The organism is Pseudomonas sp. LB3P25 (genome assembly GCF_054897985.1).
Window position 1 is genome coordinate 3606142 of sequence record NZ_CM142711.1, and the last position, 22874, is coordinate 3629015.

Sequence of the window (22874 nt, forward strand, 5' to 3'; positions counted from 1 at the left end):
CACCGCCCGCAGTTTTGCAAAGAGGCGTAATACTCAAACAGCAGGTATCGACCCAAAGCGGGCGTCAACGATGCGCAGGTCGAACATATTTAGATGGGGGAGATTGGATGCAACTTTTCGTCAAACTGATTGAGCGAGACGAACGTAATAGTCTCTAGCGTGTCCAGCGATCTCAAGTGTTGACGATACTGCTCCAACAAATTTGCGCGGGCCTCTTGGGAGATGTACGGCACGTGATGCGCAACAAAGGTCGGTAACACAGCCATCCCGGTATAAGCCAACGTGCCGCGTAGGATCGGCTTAAGCATATCGTTGAGTTCACCGTGCACGCCGTCCTTGACCAACATGTGAGGTTGACCGCCGATGGTGATGGCGAGCATCGCCTTTTTGCCAGCCAAACCTCCTTGGTCGTAAAAGCGCTTGCCGCCGTAGCAAACGCCGGAAATGAGTACCCGGTCTATCCAGCCTTTCATGATCGCCGGCATCGAGAACCAATAAATTGGGAAGTTGAAGATCACAAGATCAGCTTTGAGCAACTTGTCCAGCTCCTCCTGGATATCAGGTGCAAGCATGTGCTGCGAGTGATTATGACGCTGCTCCAGGGCATAGGTCAGATACTCGGGATTGGCGCGGCTGCCAAAATCGGCGGCGCTGGTGATTGGATTCCATCCCATGGCATAGAGGTCGGAAACCTCTACGGAGTGTCCTTGGGTCTGTAGTTCTTCGACCGCCAGATTCTTCATAGCTGCGTTAAACGACAGCGACTCGTTGTGCGCCTGGACAATAAGAATATGCATGGCTAGCTCTCCATTGAGCTTGGGTTGGTTTCCTCGGTAGTCTGTTTTATAGGTAATGAGGACTCACCCCCCGTGGTCGGGGGGAGAAGAGGCTAGGTGGATTGGATGCGGTTGAGATAGCCATAAATATAGATTTTTAGCAGGATCTCGGGATGGTAAGCCGGTCGGCCGGTACTTACTGGAATGACACCTTCAAAACTCAGCTTGCCCAAGTCGAGTTCGTCGAAGAAGACATCGACTACACGCAGCGGGTTGGTATCCGTGACGTAATCGCCGAGGCTTTCAAGGAGCAATGTACTTTGGCCCCGATGTTCACCTTGGATGGAACGCTTCATGGGCGATCCCTGCGATGAAATCCTCAGAAATCATAGCAAGGTTTCACGAAGGCGTTTTTACACACTCTCGGCCGATACCTGCCATTCGCAAGGGGCCGATTTCGACCCCATTGCTGACATTTTAGATCGCTAAAATCAGCCCAAAGAAGTCCCCCGAGGTGCCCAAAAAATCAGGTGCGATTCACTCACTCAATGGCAAATCATCGGCATGCCTGAATAAACCCAGTATGCCGAGGCTGTGATGCCGCAGACCCGGGCAATGGCCTGCCAACGTCCGTTTTGCCAGAACCACTTGCGCAAATAATTTGTCATCACCGTTGCACCGCCGCCCGGCGTACGCCCGCGACCGCATAACAAACACCGACGAAGTAGACGAGGATGCTGAGCCCCTGCGCAGCGAGCCACAGGTTCTTGCCGGCCTGCACCGGTTCGAAATAGAAATTTGGCCAGATCTTGTTGCCGACGTAAAAGCCCACGCCTGCTGTCACGAGTTCGGCGATAAGGCCATATGCACAGAGCTTGGGCGCGATGCGCTCGAGGCTGGAAACGCTCGGCGAAGCGCCTTGGCGGACCGTGGCCAGATAGCACAACCCAATAGCGAGCATGCCGAGGCTGCCGGTTTTGAGCGTCATCTCGGCCAGGACGGCGGGGCAGCCCCACCACAGCGTGACGTTCTTGAGGAACACCGGGCCAACATCTCCCTGCTGGGCGCCGACCATGTAGTGCAGGATCGGAATGAAACCGACTGCAAATCCGGTGATGAACAGGCCAAGCCCCCAGCGGATAAATGTCCAGCCCAGTTCGGCGGGCGTGACGGTCGCTTCGTCACCGAGGATGGCCATTGTTGCGTTGCTCATATGAATGTTTCCTGTTGTATAGAGGGGGGCCACTAAGGGTGAGTGGCGAGTGACTGTGTCTCTGCCTGGCAGTCACGTGGCGGGTTCAGACCTTTCGCGCGTACCGCAGCGAGTTCCCGCTTGGCGATATCCAGATCGGCGAGGAATACAGGATCAGCGTGCAGACGGGCGACTGCGGCTGCGCCGATGAGCCGCCCCGCGTCGACGTCGCTCTGCCAGTGCACATTGCAAATCACCCGGCTTTGTCCATAGGCAAAACCACGTGCCAGAAGGGCATCGGTACGCTCAGGCGCCATCTCGGACAGGATCAGTGCCCATGCCCAGCCGACGGCGCTGTGTCCGGATGGGTAGGAACCGTCTTTTTTCAAGGGTTCCGCGTCCGGGGCACAGATAGGTGCCTGATTCACCACCAACGGCCGTGCGCGAACGTAAAAATTCTTGGCTGCATAGGTTGCCAGTCCGGCATCGGTCAGCGAGCGACGCAAGAGTTGATACAGGTAGGGTGTGTCTTCGCTGCTGACCGTGGCATTCAATGCACAACTAAACGTCTCGGCAGCTTGCGGAAATCGCAAATCATTGTCGGCGGTTGCCAGAGCCCATCGCGGTGTATCCCGTAAGGCGAGGGTGGCATGAGAAATCGCTTCGTCACGCGCCATGTCTACGGAATTCTGTTCGGGAGGGGCCGGAAGCAGTGCGCGACTGTCGGGTAAGGATTCAGGCGACAGATAACCGGTCAACAGACCGGGACGAAACTCAGGTACGGCTGTCGGTTGAGCAGGCGCCTCGGCATACGCAGCAGCCACACATAGTGCGAGACTGGTTCCCAACCAAAAGGATCGGTGATTCACGGGTTACCTCATTTATCGATTCAAGACGCGTTATGAATGAATCAACGCAATGAGGAAAAACTCACCTCTGGCCTGAAACACGCGTAGTGATTCAACTGGCATTCATTCGCCGTCAGTAACTGCGGCTTTATCTGAAAAGCACTCAGTACGTCGACGAGGATGGGGGTGGCGGCCAACAACAAAATTGCAGAGAACATTATTATTGTTTTCATCTCATCTACCTGCTTGCGAGTAGTGTTGGAGACTCTTCGGAGCATTGAACTGTTATTACCGAAAATTACATGATCTGATTCTTCAGTCCCCCCCTTCGTTGGGGGGGAGGGGCGGGGTCATATCCTAGCTCTGCTCGGCATAAAGCCACTTGCGGTTGCGGTACAGATAGGCAATCAGGCGGAAGTAGGTTTCCGGCATCCAGCGTTTGAGTCGCCAGGCCCATTTGGCGTCAGGCTGGGTCATGACGTAGAGGCGGCCCTTTTCCAGTGCGCGGATCACATCGTCGACGATGTGCTCGGAGGTGAATCGGGACTTTTTCAGTTGGGCCAGCAGGCGCTTTTCCATGGCGCGCTCGCTGGTGAGCGAGTCGCCCAGCGATGTTGCGAACACGGTCGGGCACACCACGGTGACGTCGATATCAAAGCCGCTGAGTTCGGACTTGAGGGTTTCCGATAGAGACACGACGCCAGCCTTGGCCACGTTGTAGGGCGACATTTCAGGCCCGGACAAAGTACCGGCACTCGATGCGGTATTGATGATGCAGCCGCCGCCCTGAGTCTTGAGCAAAGGCACGAAGGCCCGGCAGCCATAAATCACGCTCCACAGGTCGACGTTGATGACTTTTTCCCACTCTTCCAGGGGAAGGTCATCGATGGCGCCAGCAGACGCAATGCCCGCGTTATTGAACACCAGGTCGACTCCGCCCCACAGTTGTTTGACGGTGTTGGCGGCGTCCTGCAAGGACTCTTGCCGGGTGACATCCAACACCATGCTGAAGGTCTCGGCGCCGTGTTTGCGCAGCTGCGCCTCAGCCTGGTCCAGTCTTTTCGCGTTGATGTCGGCGATCAGCAGTTTCCAGCCTCTGCTGGCGAGGTGCATGCAGATGGCCAGACCAAAACCGCTGGCGGCGCCCGTCACGAAGGCGCGTTTTGCCGGGTATTTCTGTTCGAGTTTCATGATTGCTCGCAATGCCGTTGTCGTTGCTGAAATAAACCGGTGGTAGGCGTAATGCTGTTCACTTAAGAGCCGTCCCCACTTTTGTTGTGAGGGGATTTACTGTGGCGAGGGGATTCATCCCCGTTGGGTCGCGAAGCGGCCCCCAGCGTCCGTTCAGACAGACTGAGTTGTTCTGATTTACGACTGCTTCGCAGCCGAACGGGGATAAATCCCCTCGCCACAGATGTACTCAGTGCACAGCCCTGGTCTTGCCTTGCCAATACGCTTTGCGCAGTTCGGTTTTCAGGACCTTGCCCGCCGGGCTGCGTGGCAACTGCTCGGTGAAATCGACGCTTTTCGGGGTCTTGACGCTCCCCAGCCGCTCTTTGACCAGCGCAATCAGGTCGTCTCCCGTGCAACTCTTGCCAGGCTTGAGCTGGACAATTGCCTTCACCGCTTCGCCCCATTTGTCGTCAGGAATACCGATGACAGAACAATCCTGAACGGCGTCATGGGTTGTCAGCACCTGTTCAATCTCGTTCGGATAAACGTTGAATCCGCCGGTGATAATCATGTCCTTCATGCGGTCGACAATCGTGATGTAGCCGTCCTCAGCCATGACCCCGACGTCACCTGTGTGGTGCCAGCCCTGCTGACGGACTTCGGCAGTCGCCTGGGGATTCTTGTAATAGCCCGGCGTCACCAGATCGCCGCGGATGCAGATTTCCCCCGACTCACCGCGCGCCACTTCCTCACCTTCGTCATTCAGGATGGCGACAGTGTTGAGTACACAGGGCCGGCCAATGGATTGCAGGCGTGCTTCATTGATGGTGCCGTCCGCGCCGATGTAGTCCCAGGGCGCCTTGGCGGTAATCGCCGCTGGTGCTTCGGACTGACCAAACGCCTCGGACATGACCGGGCCGAACACCTGCACGGCTTCTTTCAGCTTCTCCAGTGACGTCGGCGCAGCACCGACCAGAAAATGCTTCAGCGACCGGTAGTCCCGCTGGCGGATGTCAGGCAACGCCAGCAGCATGTACAGCACAGTCGGCGGCAGAAAAAGATGGGTGACCTTGTATTTCTCGATCGCGTCGGCAACCGCTTCAGGGACGGCACCGGCCATAATCGCGTTGGTCCCGCCGCGCGCGAAGTGCAGGCACCCGGTGAGGCCGGCGGTGTGCGTCATTGGCGCCACCACCAGATGGCAGGTGGTGTCGTGATAGTCAAAGTGCGCGTAGAAGTTGCTGAAGAACGTGTGGACATTGCGATGGGTGATCATTACACCCTTTGACTTTCCGGTCGTACCGCCTGTGGGGTACAAGGCAAACGTATCGTCCAGGCTGCCCGTTCCCACGGCTGGGGTATAGCTCGCCGGCGCACCTTGCGACCACACCGCGAGAGACGTCCCCACGCCGCAATCGCCGTCGATGCAAACAAGCTCCCGAAGACCGGGGCAACGTTCTTTCAGTTGCGCCGCCTCATTGGCATAGGTGCTATGGAACAGCAGCAGCTCGCCCTCGAAGTCATTGAACAAGTCCGCATTGGCTGACACCGTATTGCGCGGATTGACCGGCAGCCAGACGCAATGCGCGCGGAACACGCCCAACAGTGCCAGGAAGGCGACAGTGCAATTGGGCGCAAGAATGCCGACATGGCCACCGGCGCTGAACCCGTTATGGGCGATTGCGCCGGCAATGGCCTGCGTCACTGGGGCCGCTTGGACATAGGTCACTGCGCTGGCATCGTTGCCAACGTCGACGAAGGCCAGATTGTGCGGGTAAAAACGTACGGCGTTATCGAAGTGATCGATGATCCGCATGGCAAATGCACTCCATTAAACAGGTTTCCACAACGACTGCTTTTTCGACACAGCGTTATCCTCGGGCTGCACATCTGGCAGCCCGGGAATGTGGTTGATTGGGTCGTTGGTGGAATCAGTTGGCGCGTTGGTAGGCGCGGCTCAACCAGCGCATGCCCTTGAGCTTGAGAACGTTAGTTTCGCCATCCTCAATCATCGATGCCCGTGCGTCGCGCATGAGCTTCTCGATCGGGTATTCCTTGGTCAGGCCATTGCCACCGAACAATTGCAGCGCTTCACTGGCGACCTGGAAGGCGGTCTCGGTGACGTAGGTCTTGCTGGTGATCGACGCCAGCAGGTGAGGGCCTTTTTCGCTGTAGTTGTAGGCGAACACGCGATGGGCAATAGCGCGTGAGAGCTCGACCTTCTGCCACAAGTCGAAGGTCCGCAACTGCACGCTCTGATGGTTGATGATCGGCGTGCCGCCTTGCTTGCGCTCGTGCACATACGCCAGCGCATGCTCGAAGGCTGCACGGGCCACGCCGGTGAAGGTCGCCGCCATTTCCATGTTGCCGAACGTCAGGGCGCCGAAGAAGCTGGTGATGGCCGCTTCACCCTCGGCGAGGGCATATTTCCTCGGCACCCGAACTTCATTGAAGTAGATCTCACCCTGGGGTAGGGCACGCTGGCCGAGTTTTTCCAGCGGCTTGCCCTTCGAGACGCCTGGGAGATCAAGCGGAATGAGGATGGCGATGTGATTCAGCCCAGCGCCATTTTCATGTTCCAGGCCATTGCCGTAGTCGCAAGGGATGTAGGCCAAGGCAGTCTGGGCCAGTGGCGCATACGAAACCCATGCCGAGGACTGGCCTTGAATGATCACGTCATCGCCGACGACCCGCGCGTAAAGATTGCCGCGCGATTGTTTGGTGCCACGCGGGACCAGGTCGGCGTCGATGTCGACGATGTCGCTGCCACGGTCAGGCTGGGTCGCGAGCCAGCAGCCGGGGAGTGCGCCAAATCGCTCGATGAGTTCCGGGTTCCCGGAATTGTGCGCCGCATACGCCGGGAAAGAGGACGCCAGCGTGGCGATGGCCAGCCCCGAATCGCCCCAGCCAAGTTCCTCAAAGATGATCGGCATGATGCGCGATTTCTGTTGACTGTCCATCGCTGCAAGCGCGCCCAGATCGAGCAGTCCCGATTGGTGCACCTGACGCATGTAGTCGAACAGGGGAGAGCCCGGTGCAACCACTTCCTCGGCAGCCATTTGGTCCAGCTTGGTGCCAATCGGGCGCATGACGTTCTTGGCGAAGCTGTGCGCCACTTCCTGAATGGCCCGTTCTTCTTCCGTCAAGTCGCTTTCCAGACCGCAAAGGCCCAGCACAGGCTCGACAATTTTCTCCAGATCGAACATCGATAATTCCTCTTGTTGTTGTTCCAACCGATTGACCGAGAGTAATCCGTAACGAAAACGCCGACTTATCGAATCGGGCACAGCACTTGTCCCTGTGACCCTTATTTAAGGGGGCTCGATAAGTCGGGAGGGGGATCTGTTAGATGCGGTTAGCCAGCGCAAATCGGGTGTTGCTCAGGTACCGCCAAAATAGCGCTGCGTAGAGAATATCTCCCGATGCCAAGGCCGGTAACGGCCAGGGGATACTACCCGCCAGCCAGTGGCCATAAATGAGAATCACAAACACCGGTTTCAGGAGCGCCCCGAGCAGGATGTACGGGCGATAGCGCACTGGATCGACGCTGATCATCCAGTACACCCAGCCGAACATGACCACCAGAGCCATGGTGATCTGAATAAACAGGGCAGACGTCGGCGTGATTTCCAGTCCCATCAAATCCGCAACCGGACCCATGGCCACCAGCAATGGAAGACCTGCGAGAACGTTGAAGCAAGCGGCGGATTTGAACAGACCATTGGTGTAATTGTTTGACATGGTGCGTTCCGGAGTCATGGCCTCACTTCCTCGATCTCGCCTGGTCGCCAGGTCTTGTTGAACCACGGCTCAAGTGGTCCGTAGAGGCGAAGTACGGTGTTCCAGCCTTTGCCCGGCGTGGTTTGAACCCAGTTGCTTTCCTTGCCGGGCGGCGCCTTGGGGCCGAAGTACAGGTCCACCGAGGTATCGGGGTTGATGACGATGCCTTTGCGCTGGCTGCCGATACTCGGGAACTGCTGGTCGGTCTGCAGCATCGAGCGCGTCTGATTGTCGTAGAGCACGACCGACCAGAAGTTCTTCGCCGGGATATTGGGCGGCAGGTGCAGCCGGTAGGTCTTGGCTCCATCAAGGGGCTGCTGGTTGGCGTCTACGAATGCCAATGCGTATTGCGACCCGACGCCCACCATTTTGGCGATCATCGCCGGGGTGTTGCCGGTGGCGTAGAAGTAGAAGTACGTGCGTGCGTCGAACAAGCGGATACCGTCCTTCTCGAAACGATGGCTGCCGCCGATGAAAGGCGTGCCCCAGGCGCTGTTCGGATAGAAATACGAATCCTTGATACGCGATCGGAAGGTGAGCGTACGCGCCGTGGCGCTGCCGACGGCTGCAGCCTCGGTGAGGATCTTCTTCATCCGCTCGTCAGGTGCGAAGGGTTTGCCTTTTTCAATGCCGATAGCAGCCAACAGGCCCAGCGTTTCCGGATCCATCGCAGCGTTCGCTTCCTCCTGCACCACTTCGTTGACCTCGTCGAAGAAGGTGATGTCCAGGGCGTGGATGGTATTGAACGCCTTGCCGGAGACATTGACGAAGTTCGTCGCCGGCGGGGTGGCGGCCTGCGCCAGCGGATAGATACGCAGGTGCTGCTTGATGTTCTCGACGCCAGGTTTCGGGTCGCCATTGACCTGAAACGCCCGGGTGATGAATAAGTTACCGATGGTCGGTGACCTCAACACGAAGTAGCCTTCCGGTACGGGGCCGTCGTAACCCGGTGGCAGCAGCAAGTACTTGCCGCCCTTGCCTTTGTCGGGTCCGGCGTTGCCGAGGTCGCCGACGTAACGGAACCAGAAGTCATCGACGATGCTGAGCGTGTTGGGTGGGCTTTCGATGACGATCGGGCCGTCCTTGAGGTCGATCCAGGCCCAGCCGTAGATGCTTTCGCTGTTGCCCGTCAGGAACAGCGACTTGGCATCCATCAGGTCTTCGAACAGCGCAACGGTCTGGTTGGCCGGTCCGAATTGGGTGATGCCCTTGCGTATCGCCGACGCCGAAGCCGCTGGCATGGCCGTGAGGAAAGCCTGGACGCCGCGCTGGAAGTCGAGGTTGTCGTAGACCTTCTGCACTGTCGCCTCGTCCGGGAATCCGTCAGTGAATTTGAGGGGGCCGAGCCGCGTCTCGAGGCTATTGGGTGTCACGATCGAAGGCGGGATGTCCGTTTTGTAAGTCTGGGCGAATGCCGACGACACCGTGGAGGCACCGAGCAGCATCAGCATCGCAAGTCTGGTGTTCATTCATTTATTCCTTATATTGTCCGCGCCAAGGGCTCACTTGATCTCTTCGATTTCACCCGGTTGCCAGGTCTTGTCGAACCAGGCATCGAGCGGACCATAGAGGCGAAAGAGGGTGTTCCAGCCTTTGCCGGGGAGGGTCTGCACCCAGTTGCTGTCTTTGCCGGGCGGAGGCTTGGGACCGAAGTACAGGTCTACCGAGGTATCGGGGTTGATCACGAGGCCCTGTTTCTGGCTGCCGCTACTTGGGAACTGCTGGTCGGTCTGCAGCATTGAGCGCGTCTGATTGTCATAGAGCACGACTGACCAGAAGTTCTTCGCCGGAATGTTCGGCGGCAGGTGCAGCCGGTAGTTCTTGGCCCCATCGAGTGGCTGACCTTTGGCATCGACGAATGCCGCCGCGTATTGCGAGCCGACGCCGACCATCTTCCTTACCAGCGCAGGGGTATTGACGGTGGCATAGAAGAAGTAGAACAAGCGTGCGTCGAGCTGGCGGACGTCGTCTTGCAGGAATCGATAATCACCGCCGGCGAAAAGCTTGCGCCAGGCACTGTTGGGGTAGTGATAGGCATCCTGCGAACGGGGCCTGGTGGCAATCGCGCGCGCCGTAGCGCTACCGACCGACGCCGCTTCTGTGAGAATTTTTTTCATCCGCGCGTCGGGCGCGAATGGCTTGCCTTTTTCGATGCCGATGGCGGCGAGCAGGCCGAGTGTCTCAGGATCGAGCGCCGCGTTCGGCTCCTCCTGCACCACCTCGTTGACCTCTTCGAAGAAACCGAAGTCCATCGAATGGATGGTGTTGATGGTTTTGCCGGAGATGTTGACGAAGGTCGACGCCGGTGGATTGGCGGCCTGGGCCAGCGGATAGATGCGCAACTGCTTCTTGAAGTTCTCGACCGTAGGTTTCGGATCACCGTTCACCACAAAACCACGGCTGGCGAACCAGTTGTTGAAGGTGCGGGATTTGAATACGTGGTAACCCTCAGGCACTTGTCCCTCATAGTCCGGAGGGAGCAACAGGTACTTGCCGCCCTGGCCCTTGTCAGGCCCGGCGTTACCGAGGTCCGTGACATAGCGGTACCAGAAGTCATCGACGAAGCCGAGTGTATTGGGTGGGCTTTCGATCACGACCGGCCCGTTCTTCAGATCGATCCATCCCGAGGCGTAGACACTCTCGCTGTTGCCCGTCAGGAACAGCGATCTGGAGTCCATCAGCGTCTCGGTGATGAACAGCGTTCCGTTGTCTGGACCGAGCGACCTGAGGCCTCTGCGCATTGCCACCTGCGACGCGGCGGGAATCGTCGAGATGAACGCCTGCACACCGCGCTGGAAGTCGAGGTTGTCGTAGACCTTCTGCACGGTCGCCTCGTCCGGGAATCCGTCGGTGAAGCGCAGGGTGCCGAGCCGTGTCTCGAGAGTGTCGGGTGTCACGATCGAAGGCGGAATGTCGGTCTTATAGGTCTGGGCGACTGCCGCCGAAGCCACGAGTAAACCGAGCACGATGAAGAGGGAGGATTCAAGTCTGCGTGTGACGCCTGATCTTCCTGCACGGCTCGTTTGGGGCAATGTCATTCTTCTTGTTCTCCATTGATGCGGACGAAGTCATCCAACCGATTTTGGCTGGCTTATTCTGAGAACTGCACCGCATCAATGGTTTGTTAATGCACGACAAACATTTGTGATTGGATGTCACACGGCCTGAAGCGAGGCCGGATGGACGCGGCGCCAGGCACTCGGCGACATTCCATACCAGCGCTTGAACGCGTGTGATAGCGAGCTTTGCTCGGCATAACCGAGCAACAACGCCACCTGGGAGATTCGCAGCGTCGGATCACTGAGATACAAGGCCGCACGTTCGCGGCGGATATCGTCCACCTGTGTCTCGAATGCCAACCCTTGGTCATCCAGGCGACGCTGCAGGGTACGAACGCTGACGAAGTAATGGCTGGCGATGGTGTCGAGGGTGCAGCGGCCGGTGGGCAGAAGTTTACGAATCAGCGCGTCCATCTGGTGTTCGAGGTCGAGTCCAGACGCGTCTGCAATCCGTTCCAGGTAGTCTGTGACCAGCGCCTTCATCTCTGGATCGTTGCCGTCCATCGGGCGCGCAGTATCACTTGCAGAAAATTCGAAGCCAAAAGCAGCTTGCGAAAATTTCACCGGGCAACCAAAAGTGCGGGAATAGAAATCCTTCGGCTGCAAGGGAGCGTGGGTGAAGAACATCGTCCGCGGCCGAGCATTTGCACCGGCCAGTATTTGAAAAACATTGACGCCCGCCATGAGGCACCATTGTTCGAACTGGCGCGCGATGCCAACCCTGGGCACTTTGACCTGATAGGTCAGACGCAGCCCACTGGCGATGCTCTCGCATTGGAGTTCCACGGCCGGGTTCAGCAGGCTGATGAACCGGGCAGCCGCACCGATCGCCTCGCCTACGGTAGCGCATTGGGTCAATGCCAGCATCACCGGACCGAGCGGCGCGCGACCCTGCACCGTACCGAGGCGAATGCCGAAATCCGGGCATTGCAGGTCGTCGGCGCAAGCTTCCATCAAGCGGATCAGCGCTGAGCCAGGAATCGGTACTTCACTTTGATCAAGCCCTTGCAGCGGCAGTTGGAAGCGTTTTTCGTAACCCGCCACGTCGCCACCCAGTTCTTCTATCAGGTTCGCGAAGCCCTGCAGCACCCAGCCGCGCATGTACGGGGTCATACCACTGCTCCTTGATCTCGTGGCTGCCATAAATGGCATTCAATCACAAATGTTTGGCATGCATTAACAAAATTGGCGCCTGCGCCGGTGCCTAAAATGGTGCCTGTCAGTCGAGGCAATAGCGTTCGTTGCCGAGTTGGACAATCAGAGGTTTTTACATTGACGATAAGCAATGAGTACTGCGATGTGGTTGAAGCGCATCGGACGCTGAAAGACGGCGTTGCGCCGGACACTCCAAACCGTGGTTCATCGATCATTGGTGCCTATGCCATTGCGATTGCTGAAGCGCTCGAAAATCATGGTGCTTGCGCGGATCAGGTCTTTCGCTCCTGCGGGGTGATGTTGCCAGCGACCACCGATCCGATGCTGCGCATCGATAATCAAACCATTGCAAAACTGTATGCCGCGGCCGTACAGGCCACAGGCGATCCGTGTTTCGGCCTGCGGGCCGGGGAAACCTTGCGTCCCGCCAATCTCCATGCGATGGGCTTTGCACTGCTGGCCAGCATTTCGATAAGGGACTTCGCGCAACGGTTGAGTTCGCTCTACCGTGTCATTTCACAGAATGCCAACATCCGCGTAGAGGAACGAAACAACACGTTCCTGCTCATCACTTCAAGCGTTCCGGGTGCGCACGTGTGCCATGAAACACACGACGCCTACATCGCCTTGATCTTTACGCTTTTACGGACCATTTCCGGCAATCGGTTCCGTTTAAGCAAACTCGAATTGATCTGGCCTGCCTCTGAAGGCATGGCACAGGTCTTTGCCGAATACTTCCTGTGCGATGTCGAATTCGGCCGGCCTGAAATCGTGATGACAATGGATCTCGACCTGGTGGACAAGCGGCTCCCGGGCGCCAACGAGGAGCTTGCATTGAGCCATGACCGCACGGTGATGGAGTACCTTCAGCGAATTGAACGGGGCGATATCGTCAATCGTGTCCGGGCCATTGTCAGCAGCGAATTGTCCTCGCGTTCGCTGAACAAGGATCGAGTGGCTGAGCGACTGCACATCAGTACCCGCGGTTTGCAATTGAAGCTCGCTGCCAGGGATACCAGTTTTCAGGAAATCCTCGACCATACACGGCGCACCAATGCGCTGGCCTTCATGTCGCGCAGTTCGGTGTCGGTGACGGAGGCGGCTTTTTCCCTGGGATTTTCCGAAGTCAGCAATTTTACCCGTGCCTTCAAACGATGGACCGGCATGGCCCCGAGCCAATATCGCCAGAGCCTCGGATTGGAGCGCTGATCGGAGCTTCATCTCCAAGCCAGCATCGGAATCTCCACATCTTTCAAGGTCTGCCAAATACTGTGGCGAGGGAGCTTGCTCCCGCTGGGTCGCGTAGCGGCCCCAAAAAGGCCACTGCGTTCTTTCAGAAGGAACTCAGCGCCCTGATTCAGGGCTGCTGCGCAGCCCAGCGGGAGCAAGCTCCCTCGCCACAAGTTTGGTGTGTATTGCGACGAGATGTGTAGATATCTATGCAGGGCAGAGGGCAATCGGGATCAAGTGTCGAAGGCATTGAGCACCTGATACGGGTCGAATGGCACGTAACGCGATTGCCGGTCACGCATGACGCTGACCATCGCGACCTCGGGGTCACGCGGCATAATCAACCGGCCACCGCTGGCCACCAGGTGGTCCAGTAAACTTTCTTTCTCGTCGATCAGGGATTCGGGGTTGCGGTCGTAGGCGCTGGTGACATTCAGTTGCAGCCATCGCAGCCCCGGCACCAGGTCACCGGCAAATATCACTGGGCCGCCCGGCATGTCGATCTCCGGCAAGAGTTGCCCCGGGGTATAGCCATCGCTGACATGGAAGCGCCAGCCAGCGCCGAGCTGCTCGCAGTCGGGGCCTTCGATCAGCTCCAGCCGACCGCTGCTTTCCAATTGCCGCACTATCTGCGGCACAAACCGCGCACGGTCGAGTGGATGGGGCTGCCGTGCCCGTGTCCAGTGACGTTTGCTGGTGATGTAGCGCGCTGCGGGAAACAGCAAGCGAGGTGTCTCGCCGTCCTTGATCATCGCACTCAGGTCGGCCGGTAATTGCGCATGCAGATGAGTCAGCAACACCACATGGATGTCGTGCTCATTCAGGCCATACCGACCCAGGGAATCCAGCAGGCCAGGGCTCCCCGGCTGGCAGCGACAGGTGCGTGGCGCTGGAGCCAGCAGGCCATCGACACCGGCCAGCACGAGGATATTGCGCCCGTTCTGCTGCACCAATAACCCGCGAGAGGCCAGTTCAACCCGGTTGTCATGATCGGGCTTGACCCAGCTGGCCCAGGACTCGCGCGGGGTGCTGCCGAACATTACCCCCCCGTCTAGCTTGCGGCGCTTGCCGTCCAGCGTGGAAATCGTGCAATTCACAATCCGTACCTCTTCGAACGCATACCGATGACATTGACGCTGCGCAATCTCATCGGAAGATGGACACGCCTGATGTTCACGGACGCTGTTTCACTTGCATCAAAGGTTTCCAGTGCAGAAAACCAAAGAGCAGCGTCAGGACCAGACTTGCACCCAGCGAGCCCCGGTAGCGCTTGACGTACTTGAACATGACGATCACCTCAAGCAGATGCGCGAGCAGCAGGACCGCTGCAATGGTTTTCCAGAATGACCATGCAACGGGCAGCAAGCCCACGGCACTTGCGACGCCGAGAACATAGACGCCGATGCACAGGAGTTTCAGCAGTGCTTTCAAAATGAGTTCCCCTTATTACCAGGATCCGACCGGTCGGCAGAGACCACGTGACGTTCATCGCGTGCGTATCTGCCAATCAACCCAGGCTTCAATATTTCTTGAGAATGTGCACGAATCCCGCGCTGCCCAGTCCGCCGTTGTGCTGCAACGCGACCCTTGCCCCCGGGACTTGTCGTGCGCCAGCCTGGCCGCGTAGCTGCCAGGTCAGTTCTGTCAGTTGAGCCAACCCCGTCGCGCCCAATGGGTGCCCCTTCGCCAGCAGGCCTCCCGATGGGTTGATCACCCATTGCCCGCCATAGGTACCGCGCCTGGACGCGACAAAATCATTCAACTCTTCTTGCTTGCACAGACCCAACGCGACGTAAGTGGCCAATTCATTGCTGGCAAAACAGTCGTGCAACTCGATGACGTCGACATCCGACGGCCCGATGCCGGCATCTTCATAGGCTTTGTTGGCCGCATTACGGCTCAGAGCTTGAAACATCACATCCATGACGCTGCCTTCAAAAAAGCTGCGCTGGTCGCTGCACCAGCCCTGACCGACGAGACGTACGTCAGCGCGGATGCCATGGGCGCGGGCAAACTCCGGCGTGCAGACAATCACCGCGGCGGCGCCACAGCTTGGTGGGCAGGCGAAGTTTTTGCGCAGCCCGCGAAAGATCGGTTTCGTCGCCAGGATTTCTTCGACCGTCAACGGTGTGCGAAAAATGGCGTTTTCATTATTGGCGGCGTGCTCGCGGGATCTGACGCACACCTCGGCCAGGGTCTGTTCGGTCACGCCCATTTCCAGCATGGCGTCGATCTGGGCGCCGAACATGCAGACCGCCGGCGGCATTTCGCGCTCCTCGGCGCTCAGGTTCATGAGGTTGGCGATAACCTCCGAATGCCGCGCCAGTGGGCTGACCTTTTCAGGGAAGACCATATCGATCGCGCCGGCGGGCATCTGTTCGAATCCGAGCGCCAGGGCGCATTCGACCTGCTGCCCCTGGACGGCCTGGACCGCCAGGGCAAAAGCCGAGGATCCACTGGCGCAATTATTGTTGACGTTGAAAATCGGGATGCCGCTGATGTCCACCCGATAGAGTGCTGTCTGTCCTGCGCAGCTATCTTCGTAGACGTAGCCACAAAAGGCTTGCTCGATCAGCGCATAGTCGATGCCGGCATCCTTGAGCGCCGCCCTTGTGGCTTGTTCGCCCATGACATCGTAGTTCTGCGATTGACCCGGTTTGCGGAAGGGCACCATGCCTACTCCGGCGATAACAATATCGGTACTCATAGCGACTCCTTCATCGACGTGATGGCCAGTATCCACAATGCTCGACGTTTGTAATTGCAAGGGGAGCAAGCTGATAACAAGTCAGGCACGCCGGGACAAATCGACCTTATCCAGCGTCCGTCTTGCTTGGGACAAGACTTGTGCTTGCAAGGACAAGCCCAGGGGCAGGCGGAGGGATAGTTTGACGGTGAACAAGAAAGCCCATCGGGCATGAGTGAGGAGATTTACCGTGGAATTTACCGGAAAGGTTGTCATCGTTACGGGCGCCGCCAACGGCATTGGTCGTGCTTCAGCCATCCAGTTTGCCCGCCTGGGTGCGTACCTGGTGCTGGCGGACGTGGATGAAAAAGGGTTGCAGGAGACCCTTGAAGTGATTGGCGACAACGCGATCGTTGTTCCCACCAATGTCGCGGATGAAGCTGCCTGTCAGACCATGGTGGACAGTGCGATCGATACGTTCGGGCGGGTTGACGTGTTGTTCAGCAATGCCGGCATCTGCGGGGTTCGCGGACGGACGGCCGATGTGTCCGTGGCCGAGTGGCGCCGTGTCATTGACATCAATCTGAACGGCGTATTCTTCTGCGCCAGGGCGGCGATTCCGGCCATGCTGGCCAACGGCGGTGGGGTCATCATCAACACGGCGTCGGTGGATGGCCTGGTGGGCATGGCGACTCTGCCGCACTACACGGCCGCCAAGCATGGCGTCATCGGGCTGACCAAGGCCTGTGCGCTGGAGCATGGACGACAGAACATTCGCAGCGTCGCCATCGCTCCCGGTTACATCCGCACCGCGATGACCGAGGACAACCTCAGCAAGAACGAGCAGGCTATGTTAGAGGCTATGATTCCCCAAGGTGGCCGTGCGGGCACTCCGGAGGATGTCGCCAACCTGGTGACCTGGCTGGCCTCGGACAAGGCCGCGTATATCAATGGTTCGTGTCACACCGTGGACGGCGGGCTGACTGCAGGCTTTGCGCTGCCGGATTGAGTTTGGCGGTGCAATCGCGATCAATAAAATGAAGCCGCGCAAGCCGTTCCGGGGCTATCGTCTATACGCAAGACCATTACCCTTGGAACAAGTAGCTGAGTAGGGCATTGATGGCATCAACCATCGAAGCCCGGTCTCTTTCACACCGTGAACGGATTGTAGAGAGGCATTGCCAACGTGGATCGCATAGAGCCTGAACTGGTGCTCAAGACAACCCCTCCGCGCAGCCAGAGGGGCGCGCAGTTGCGCGATCGACTCAGCATTGATGCCCCCGAACTGGCGGACAAGGTGGCGATCAGCGTGCAGGGGCCGGCCGGCTTCGGCAAGACGATGCTGTTGGCGCAATGGCGACGGGAGTTTTTGTCGCGCGGGGCAGTGGTTGCCTGGCTGACCCTGGATGCGCGTGACGATGGCAGCCGTCTTGCCCTTGGGCTATCGGCAGCCATGGCTTTGGGCAGCGGCCGGCAGTCCTTTGCAAGTACCAGTGATGGATCCTCCGGCCATGGTCGCGACGAGCTGGAAGGGCTCACCCACTGGCTGGCTGAAGTGGCCGACCTCGGCGGCGAGGCAGTCATGATCCTTGATGAAGCGGACGTATTGCCCGAGCCTACCATCCGCCATTGCCTGACTTACCTGCTGCACAATGCCCCGGCCAACCTGCGCATCATCATGTCTTCGCGTCGTCGCCTGAGCCTTAACACCACTGATCTTCTGGCCCGAGGGCTCTATGTCCGGATCGCGGTGGATGTCTTGCGATTCCGTGCCGAAGAGACCGTCGCATTGCTAAGCACCCGTTTCGGAGCACGCATCGACGCTGATCTGTGCCTGCGCCTGCATGAAATCACTGAAGGTTGGCCGCTGGGGTTGCAACTGGCGATTTCGGCGATTGAGAAGAGTGCCCATCTGGAAACCGCCGTTGAGGATCTCTCGGCGTGTTCCGGTGATATCCAGGGGTATTTCGTCGATAGGCTGGTCACCCGCCTGTCGGCAGAACAGATCGAATTCATTACCTGCCTCTCCCTGCTGGAAGTCATTCATCCTTCACTCTGCGCCGCGCTTACCGGCAGTGAGCGGGCAGGGGAGATGCTGCATGAGTTATGCGCTTCGACGCCAATCTTCGCCGAAGGGGTCGACAGCGACTGGGTTCGCTTTCATCCCTTGGCCCGAGAGTTTTTGCAGAGCCGTTTTCGCGACTACCCGCAGGCGCAACGAAAGGTTCTTCATGAGCGGGCCGCTAACTGGCTGGAGGCGAATGCCTTTTTCGAGGAGGCGGCGCGGCAATACTTGCTGGCCGGGCAGGCCAGCAAGGGCTACTTGATGATCGAACAATGTCTTTACGAGGTCATGCTGCGCGGCCAGTTCAGCCGGGTGCTGGAATGGGTCGAAGAGCTGCCTGCCGAGGAAGTGGAGTCCCGTCCGCGTTTATGCCTGGCGGCGGGCTGGGCTCTGGCGATGAGTGAGCGGCATGTGGAGGCGGCGAGGTTGATCGCCTGCATCGAACAGGACCCGGGCGCGGATGAAGAAACGCGCTGCGAAGCGGCGGCGATAGCGGCCGCTGCAGCCTATTTTGCCGACCAGCCAGACGAATCAATGGCGCTGCTCGCTCCGTGGATGGACAAATTGTCTTCCGGTTCGATCAAGCTGCAAGCCATCGTCGCCAACCTGGTCGCCCGCATTACGTTGTTCCAGGGGCAACCGGAAAAAGCCCGACGCATCTTTCAACGCGCGCCGCACTATACGTGGACTCCCGGGCTCGATGGAATCCGCGGCTATGGTGAGTGGGTCGTGGGTATGACCTATTTGTACGAAGGACGTATGCCGCCGGCCGAGGCCGCTTTTCGCAAGAGCTTACAACGCGCCGATCAGGATATCGGCCGGCGCAGTTCGGTGGCGGTGATGCTCGCCTGTGGACTGGCCACGGTGCTTCTGGAGCGCGGTGAAATACAGGAGGCCACGACGGTACTCGCCAATCGTCTGGATGTCGTCGAGCGGTTGGCGTCGCCAGATGCGATTGCGATGGGTTTTCTCACAGCTGCACGTCTGGCTGCATTGCAGGGGCAGCCACATCGCGGCCACGACTTGCTGACGGCATTGTTCGCGCTAGGCGAGGAGCGGGGCATCGCACGTTTCTGCATGGTGGCCCTGGGTGAGCAAATCCGCCTCCATGCGCTGCATGGCCGAGGTGATACTTGTCAGGCGCTCTGGAGAAGACTGGACGCGCTGGTGCCAGACGTCGCTCGCCAGCAGCACGGCCTGCTGGGACAGGAACTGGCGCTGTTGGCCGGGCTAAGCAACGCCTACGTCTGTCTCGTCCAGCGCGACTGGCAGGCCATGCTGAGCGTGCTCGCTGTGGCAAACGAACTTGCCGAGCGTCTGCAGCGTGGTCGCGAAATCGTTCAGGTCAAGTTGCTCAAGGCCTTGGCGCTCAAAGATTCAGGAGGGGAAGGGCTGCCCTGTTTGCTCGAAGCTGTCAGCCTGGCCGACACCTACGGCCTGCAGCGTATCCTGCAGGACACCCTCCCGATCTCGTGACGTGGGCGCAGAAGGTCCGCAACAAAGATGCTCGATTGCTTGCGCAGGAAACCACCCCGTCAGTTCCGGTTCGACGGCAGGAGCCCGTTGCCACAGGCGTTTCCCCCAGCCGACTGCTGACGCCCAAAGAGCGGGAAGTGTTGCAGTTGCTGGCACGCAACCTGACGAACAAACAGATAGCCCTGGCACTGAACGTCGGTGATGAAACCGTGAAGTGGCATCTGAAAAACCTGTACGGAAAATTTCATGCCGGCACCCGCAGGCATGTGGTGGACCGCGCCTACATGCTGGGTATTCTTGAGTCGTCTGGTTGAGTGTGACGCGTCCGGGTTTACCTGATTCAGACCTGAATATCTGCCAATTACATCGGACTCTCCACTTCTCCAAATCGCGCCAGCGAACTGGCGCGACGTGCTCCTGCGTGGCTGATCAGAGCTTGGTGACAACGGCGCGAGCCAAACCGCGTTCTTCGCAGAAGCCCAGCAGATAGCGGTGACCAAATGCCTTGGAGCCGGACGCGAAGCCCACTTTGGCGGTGTCACCGTCGAGCAGCTTGATCACACCCGCCACCTGCAAGGCACCGGTAGCAATGTAGGCCGTGGTACCGAGCACTTCGGCGCGCACGGCCGAGAGCTGCCCGCGGCCGATCGCGGTGTCGACCGTACGCATCAGGGTCGTGCGCTCGCGTGGCGGCATCGCCGGGGTCGTCGCCTGGACGATGTCCTTGAGTACCTCATCCTGAGCATCAGCCGGAAGATGTTTGTATTCGGCTTCCCACTTCTTATGCAGCGAATGCACCATCTTCATCGCGTCGTTGTCGTAGAAACCGACGCAGGAAACGCAGGAACGTACGCGCGGATCATTCTCGAAATAGATCGGCAACGAGGTGCCGCCCCATGGCAAGGCGAACACCGGTTGTATGAAGTGGGGCGAAGGGATCAAGAACGATGCATCGACCGGGTGTGCCACCAGTTTCTTGTCCCACAGGTAGCAATGCTCGGCGCGGTACATCTCGAAGATCGAAGCGGTGGAACCGACAGTGACCCCGGCGCCGATACCGCGCTGGCCCCGGCACAACGCCGAGGTTTCCAGCGAGTCGATGCCGGGGTGTTCGAGCGCCAGTTCGGCGGCTATTTCCGAGAAGGTATTCATGTACGCCAGTGAAGGCGAAACGAGGAGGCCGGCCTGGGCGTAGCGCTCGCCAAACTGGTCGCGAACACTACGCACGTACGACTGCTCGCCGGTGGTGTCCAGGTAGTGGCAGCCGGCATTAAGCGCGGCCTCGACAGTGGTGAGACCGAATTTGGCGAACGGTCCTACGGTGTTGCAAACGACCTTGGCACCCCGAAATGCCTGAGTCAGCGACTCGACCGTATGGTCGACTTCGATGATTTCGTAGGTGGCAGACTCCAGTCGCACCACACGCTGCGCCATCATTTCACGGGTACGCCCGGCATCGCGCGCCACAGCGGTAAACGCAATGTTCTGATCGATCAGCCAATCCATAATCAGCATGCCGGTGTAACCACTGGCGCCATAGACAACGACGGGATACTTAGCCATTTTTATTCTCTTGATGTTGTTGGGTATGCAAGACAGGCGGAGCGATGCATGACAGTCGGAGGGCCACGATATTCAAGACCTACTTGTTAAAGGCCACGTCGACCTTGTCTGGCATATCAGGGGGTACATCCGATAATGTCGGTGCCGTAACTGCCGTCACTCCGCGCTGCAACTTGAATGTTCAAGTCTTGAATACAGGCTAAGCGGTAGATGACACCGCTCACTGCACCGCCCAAAAATAGTGAGTTCGATACCCTTGACACCCCCCCACGGCGGGGGGCATTGAAATAGTTCAGCATTCTGGGCGCGCCCACAGGATGGGGGCGACGAGGACTGACAAGCGCTCAACGCATGCTGGCAAATAGATCGCGTTATGTGGTTCAGAGTGGGCCGGCGAAGAACCTGTCGTACAGAGTCCGCACAGCCAGCTACCGCAGCAGCGAACGTGGCGGTCACGCGAATGTCCGTTACTCATCCGGGGGTCTTTAGCCCAATCAGGAGCGCCACTTTTGTACACGCTTGTGAATTTACTACCCAATTTCTTGACCGGAAACGGTGCATTTTTGCGGCGGTAATTTATTGGAAATCAAATTGGCGCCAATATTGATTGGGTTTTTGTAAAATTGGTCTGATCCTTGCTCTAGGTCTTGCTCAACCTATTTGAGGGCAGGGCATGAGTGATCAATTTCCGTGTATCGAACTGAGTGGCGGGCCATTTGCCCGAGGCGTGCAGTACGGCAAAGCCTGCCCACAGATCATTGCTCGCAGCATTGAAATCTACGGTCAGCAACTGCTGGACATGGGTTATGACTGGGCCGGTATCAAGCGATTGGTCAATCAATTCATTCCCAATATCGAAGCATTCGAGCCGCAGTACCTGGAAGAGATGCGGGGCATCGCGCAAGGCTCCGGTCACGACTTCGAGGCCATTGTGATGATCAATGCCCGCACCGAGATTATTCACCTGGGGCGGCGTTCAATGCAGGACAAACCGGAACTGGATGGCTGCACCGGCGCAATCGTTCTTCCAGGCGCCACCGCGAACAATGAAGTACTGCACGGCCAGAACTGGGACTGGCGCATGGAGTGCGCGGAGACTGGCGTGGTCCTGCATATTCGTCGTGACGACGGCCCGGATGTGCTGACGTTCACCGAAGCAGGTGGGCTGGCCCGCGCGGGCATGAACTCCATCGGCACGGCGATCACGGGTAATAACCTGGAATCGGATCGTGACTATCAAGCGCTTGGCGTGCCGTTGCCGCTTATCCGCCGCAAGGCGCTGGAAGCCAATCATTTCGCCTTGTCGATGAAAGCCGTGGCGGTGACGCCAAAGTCGGGTTCGAACAACATGATGCTCAGTCATGCCGCCGGCTTTGGCATCAACTACGAATGTGCACCCGATGAAGTGTTCCCGCTGTACGAGGTCGACGATCTATTGGTGCACGCCAACCATTGGCGCAGTCCGGTGGCGCAGATCAAACTGAAAAACACCGGCATCGGTGGTGCACCCGAAAGCTTTTATCGCGATATCCGGGTCGAGAAGCTGCTCAAGCCGTTTCATGGCAGCCTGACGCTGGAACATCTGAAAAGCGCGTTTTTCGATGATTTCGGCAAGCCATTTGCCGTCTGCCGACCACCACGTCCGAGCTCGAGTGGCGAGGACAATCTGTCCGCTACGGTGGCGATGATTTTGATGCGCCCGGCCAGTGGGTTCATGGAAATTGCCTCCTTGCCGGCGATCAACCGTACATTTGGGCAGTACCGCCTCGAGATGGAATCCGATTACGCGCGGTACGCCACCTGGTAAGCATTGATCGGTTGCCTGCCTGAGCACTGCCCGATTGAGCCCTGCCCGATTGAGGGCTGCATCA

19 protein-coding genes and 2 pseudogenes are annotated in these 22874 nt (G+C 58.4%); 6 read left to right on the forward strand and 15 right to left on the reverse strand.

Translation table 11 applies throughout. From position 1 onward, the window contains the following. Window positions 1-89 precede the first annotated feature (89 nt). The 11 genes and pseudogenes from ACYZTW_RS16245 to ACYZTW_RS16295 form a co-directional block, all read right to left on the reverse strand. Complete coding sequence (locus ACYZTW_RS16245) at window positions 90-797, reverse strand: NAD(P)H-dependent oxidoreductase (RefSeq protein ID WP_462000858.1); 708 nt, start codon at window positions 795-797, stop codon at window positions 90-92. 95 nt (window positions 798-892) lie between these two features. After that, a pseudogene (locus tag ACYZTW_RS16250) lies at window positions 893-1132 on the reverse strand (transposase); the annotation flags it as partial. Between the two features lie 311 nt (window positions 1133-1443). Then, window positions 1444-1989: a hypothetical protein gene (locus ACYZTW_RS16255; protein ID WP_462000859.1), complete on the reverse strand. Its 546-nt coding sequence runs from the start codon at window positions 1987-1989 to the stop codon at window positions 1444-1446. A gap of 32 nt (window positions 1990-2021) precedes the next feature. Then, entirely contained in the window at window positions 2022-2837 is an 816-nt protein-coding gene (locus ACYZTW_RS16260; protein WP_462000860.1) for an acid phosphatase, read from the reverse strand. A 336-nt stretch (window positions 2838-3173) separates the two neighbouring features. After that, window positions 3174-4007: an SDR family NAD(P)-dependent oxidoreductase gene (locus ACYZTW_RS16265; protein ID WP_462000861.1), complete on the reverse strand. Its 834-nt coding sequence runs from the start codon at window positions 4005-4007 to the stop codon at window positions 3174-3176. A 229-nt stretch (window positions 4008-4236) separates the two neighbouring features. Continuing rightward, on the reverse strand, window positions 4237-5805 hold the full coding sequence (locus ACYZTW_RS16270) for an AMP-binding protein (protein WP_462000862.1): 1569 nt from the start codon (window positions 5803-5805) through the stop codon (window positions 4237-4239). 115 nt (window positions 5806-5920) lie between these two features. Then, window positions 5921-7195, reverse strand: a complete 1275-nt coding sequence (locus ACYZTW_RS16275; RefSeq protein WP_462000863.1) for an acyl-CoA dehydrogenase family protein — start codon at window positions 7193-7195, stop codon at window positions 5921-5923. Between the two features lie 139 nt (window positions 7196-7334). Then, on the reverse strand, window positions 7335-7730 hold the full coding sequence (locus ACYZTW_RS16280) for a hypothetical protein (RefSeq protein WP_462000864.1): 396 nt from the start codon (window positions 7728-7730) through the stop codon (window positions 7335-7337). Between the two features lie 14 nt (window positions 7731-7744). Then, window positions 7745-9238: a DUF1254 domain-containing protein gene (locus tag ACYZTW_RS16285; protein ID WP_462000865.1), complete on the reverse strand. Its 1494-nt coding sequence runs from the start codon at window positions 9236-9238 to the stop codon at window positions 7745-7747. Between the two features lie 33 nt (window positions 9239-9271). Next, complete coding sequence (locus tag ACYZTW_RS16290; protein WP_462000866.1) at window positions 9272-10807, reverse strand: DUF1254 domain-containing protein; 1536 nt, start codon at window positions 10805-10807, stop codon at window positions 9272-9274. 117 nt (window positions 10808-10924) lie between these two features. Then, the gene (locus ACYZTW_RS16295; protein WP_462000867.1) at window positions 10925-11941 is read right to left on the reverse strand and encodes an AraC family transcriptional regulator; all 1017 of its coding nucleotides are present in this window, start codon (window positions 11939-11941) and stop codon (window positions 10925-10927) included. Window positions 11942-12100: 159 nt separating this feature from the next. Here ACYZTW_RS16295 and ACYZTW_RS16300 point away from each other — a divergent pair, with 159 nt between their 5' ends. Then, the gene (locus ACYZTW_RS16300; protein WP_462000868.1) at window positions 12101-13192 is read left to right on the forward strand and encodes an AraC family transcriptional regulator; all 1092 of its coding nucleotides are present in this window, start codon (window positions 12101-12103) and stop codon (window positions 13190-13192) included. A 254-nt stretch (window positions 13193-13446) separates the two neighbouring features. On the opposite strand, the gene ACYZTW_RS16305 is transcribed toward ACYZTW_RS16300, so the two are convergent. The 3 genes from ACYZTW_RS16305 to ACYZTW_RS16315 all read right to left on the reverse strand — a co-directional run bounded on the left by ACYZTW_RS16305 (window position 13447) and on the right by ACYZTW_RS16315 (window position 15920). Beyond that, window positions 13447-14253: an MBL fold metallo-hydrolase gene (locus tag ACYZTW_RS16305; RefSeq protein ID WP_462005768.1), complete on the reverse strand. Its 807-nt coding sequence runs from the start codon at window positions 14251-14253 to the stop codon at window positions 13447-13449. A gap of 133 nt (window positions 14254-14386) precedes the next feature. Continuing rightward, a complete protein-coding gene (locus ACYZTW_RS16310; protein ID WP_462000869.1) occupies window positions 14387-14644 on the reverse strand; it encodes a hypothetical protein in 258 nt (85 codons plus the stop codon). An 88-nt stretch (window positions 14645-14732) separates the two neighbouring features. After that, on the reverse strand, window positions 14733-15920 hold the full coding sequence (locus tag ACYZTW_RS16315) for a thiolase C-terminal domain-containing protein (protein WP_462000870.1): 1188 nt from the start codon (window positions 15918-15920) through the stop codon (window positions 14733-14735). Between the two features lie 229 nt (window positions 15921-16149). On the opposite strand from ACYZTW_RS16315, the gene ACYZTW_RS16320 reads away from it, so the two are divergent. The 3 genes from ACYZTW_RS16320 (at window position 16150) to ACYZTW_RS16330 (ending at window position 19754) form a co-directional block, all read left to right on the forward strand. Further along, entirely contained in the window at window positions 16150-16908 is a 759-nt protein-coding gene (locus ACYZTW_RS16320; protein ID WP_462000871.1) for an SDR family NAD(P)-dependent oxidoreductase, read from the forward strand. Window positions 16909-17085: 177 nt separating this feature from the next. After that, window positions 17086-19440, forward strand: a complete 2355-nt coding sequence (locus ACYZTW_RS16325; protein WP_462000872.1) for a LuxR family transcriptional regulator — start codon at window positions 17086-17088, stop codon at window positions 19438-19440. A 137-nt stretch (window positions 19441-19577) separates the two neighbouring features. Beyond that, entirely contained in the window at window positions 19578-19754 is a 177-nt protein-coding gene (locus tag ACYZTW_RS16330; protein WP_462000873.1) for a helix-turn-helix transcriptional regulator, read from the forward strand. A gap of 115 nt (window positions 19755-19869) precedes the next feature. Here ACYZTW_RS16330 and ACYZTW_RS16335 read toward each other — a convergent pair whose 3' ends face one another. Beyond that, window positions 19870-21003, reverse strand: coding sequence for a saccharopine dehydrogenase family protein (locus ACYZTW_RS16335; protein ID WP_462000874.1), 1134 nt, complete (start codon window positions 21001-21003; stop codon window positions 19870-19872). Between the two features lie 366 nt (window positions 21004-21369). Between ACYZTW_RS16335 and ACYZTW_RS16340 the strand changes: the two are divergent. Beyond that, window positions 21370-21492: pseudogene (locus tag ACYZTW_RS16340) on the forward strand (OprD family outer membrane porin); the annotation flags it as partial. A gap of 184 nt (window positions 21493-21676) precedes the next feature. Further along, entirely contained in the window at window positions 21677-22810 is a 1134-nt protein-coding gene (locus ACYZTW_RS16345) for a C45 family autoproteolytic acyltransferase/hydolase (RefSeq protein WP_462000875.1), read from the forward strand. Window positions 22811-22874 lie beyond the last annotated feature (64 nt).

Coding starts and splice junctions, on each gene's coding strand:
- ACYZTW_RS16265 (WP_462000861.1), bottom strand. CDS start 4,007: ATGAAACTCGAACAGAAATACCCGGCAAAACGCGCCTTCGTGACGGGC.
- ACYZTW_RS16280 (WP_462000864.1), bottom strand. CDS start 7,730: ATGTCAAACAATTACACCAATGGTCTGTTCAAATCCGCCGCTTGCTTC.
- ACYZTW_RS16335 (WP_462000874.1), bottom strand. CDS start 21,003: ATGGCTAAGTATCCCGTCGTTGTCTATGGCGCCAGTGGTTACACCGGC.
- ACYZTW_RS16345 (WP_462000875.1), top strand. CDS start 21,677: ATGAGTGATCAATTTCCGTGTATCGAACTGAGTGGCGGGCCATTTGCC.
- ACYZTW_RS16255 (WP_462000859.1), bottom strand. CDS start 1,989: ATGAGCAACGCAACAATGGCCATCCTCGGTGACGAAGCGACCGTCACG.
- ACYZTW_RS16245 (WP_462000858.1), bottom strand. CDS start 797: ATGCATATTCTTATTGTCCAGGCGCACAACGAGTCGCTGTCGTTTAAC.
- ACYZTW_RS16295 (WP_462000867.1), bottom strand. CDS start 11,941: ATGACCCCGTACATGCGCGGCTGGGTGCTGCAGGGCTTCGCGAACCTG.
- ACYZTW_RS16270 (WP_462000862.1), bottom strand. CDS start 5,805: ATGCGGATCATCGATCACTTCGATAACGCCGTACGTTTTTACCCGCAC.
- ACYZTW_RS16285 (WP_462000865.1), bottom strand. CDS start 9,238: ATGAACACCAGACTTGCGATGCTGATGCTGCTCGGTGCCTCCACGGTG.
- ACYZTW_RS16275 (WP_462000863.1), bottom strand. CDS start 7,195: ATGTTCGATCTGGAGAAAATTGTCGAGCCTGTGCTGGGCCTTTGCGGT.
- ACYZTW_RS16290 (WP_462000866.1), bottom strand. CDS start 10,807: ATGACATTGCCCCAAACGAGCCGTGCAGGAAGATCAGGCGTCACACGC.
- ACYZTW_RS16305 (WP_462005768.1), bottom strand. CDS start 14,253: ATGTTCGGCAGCACCCCGCGCGAGTCCTGGGCCAGCTGGGTCAAGCCC.
- ACYZTW_RS16315 (WP_462000870.1), bottom strand. CDS start 15,920: ATGAGTACCGATATTGTTATCGCCGGAGTAGGCATGGTGCCCTTCCGC.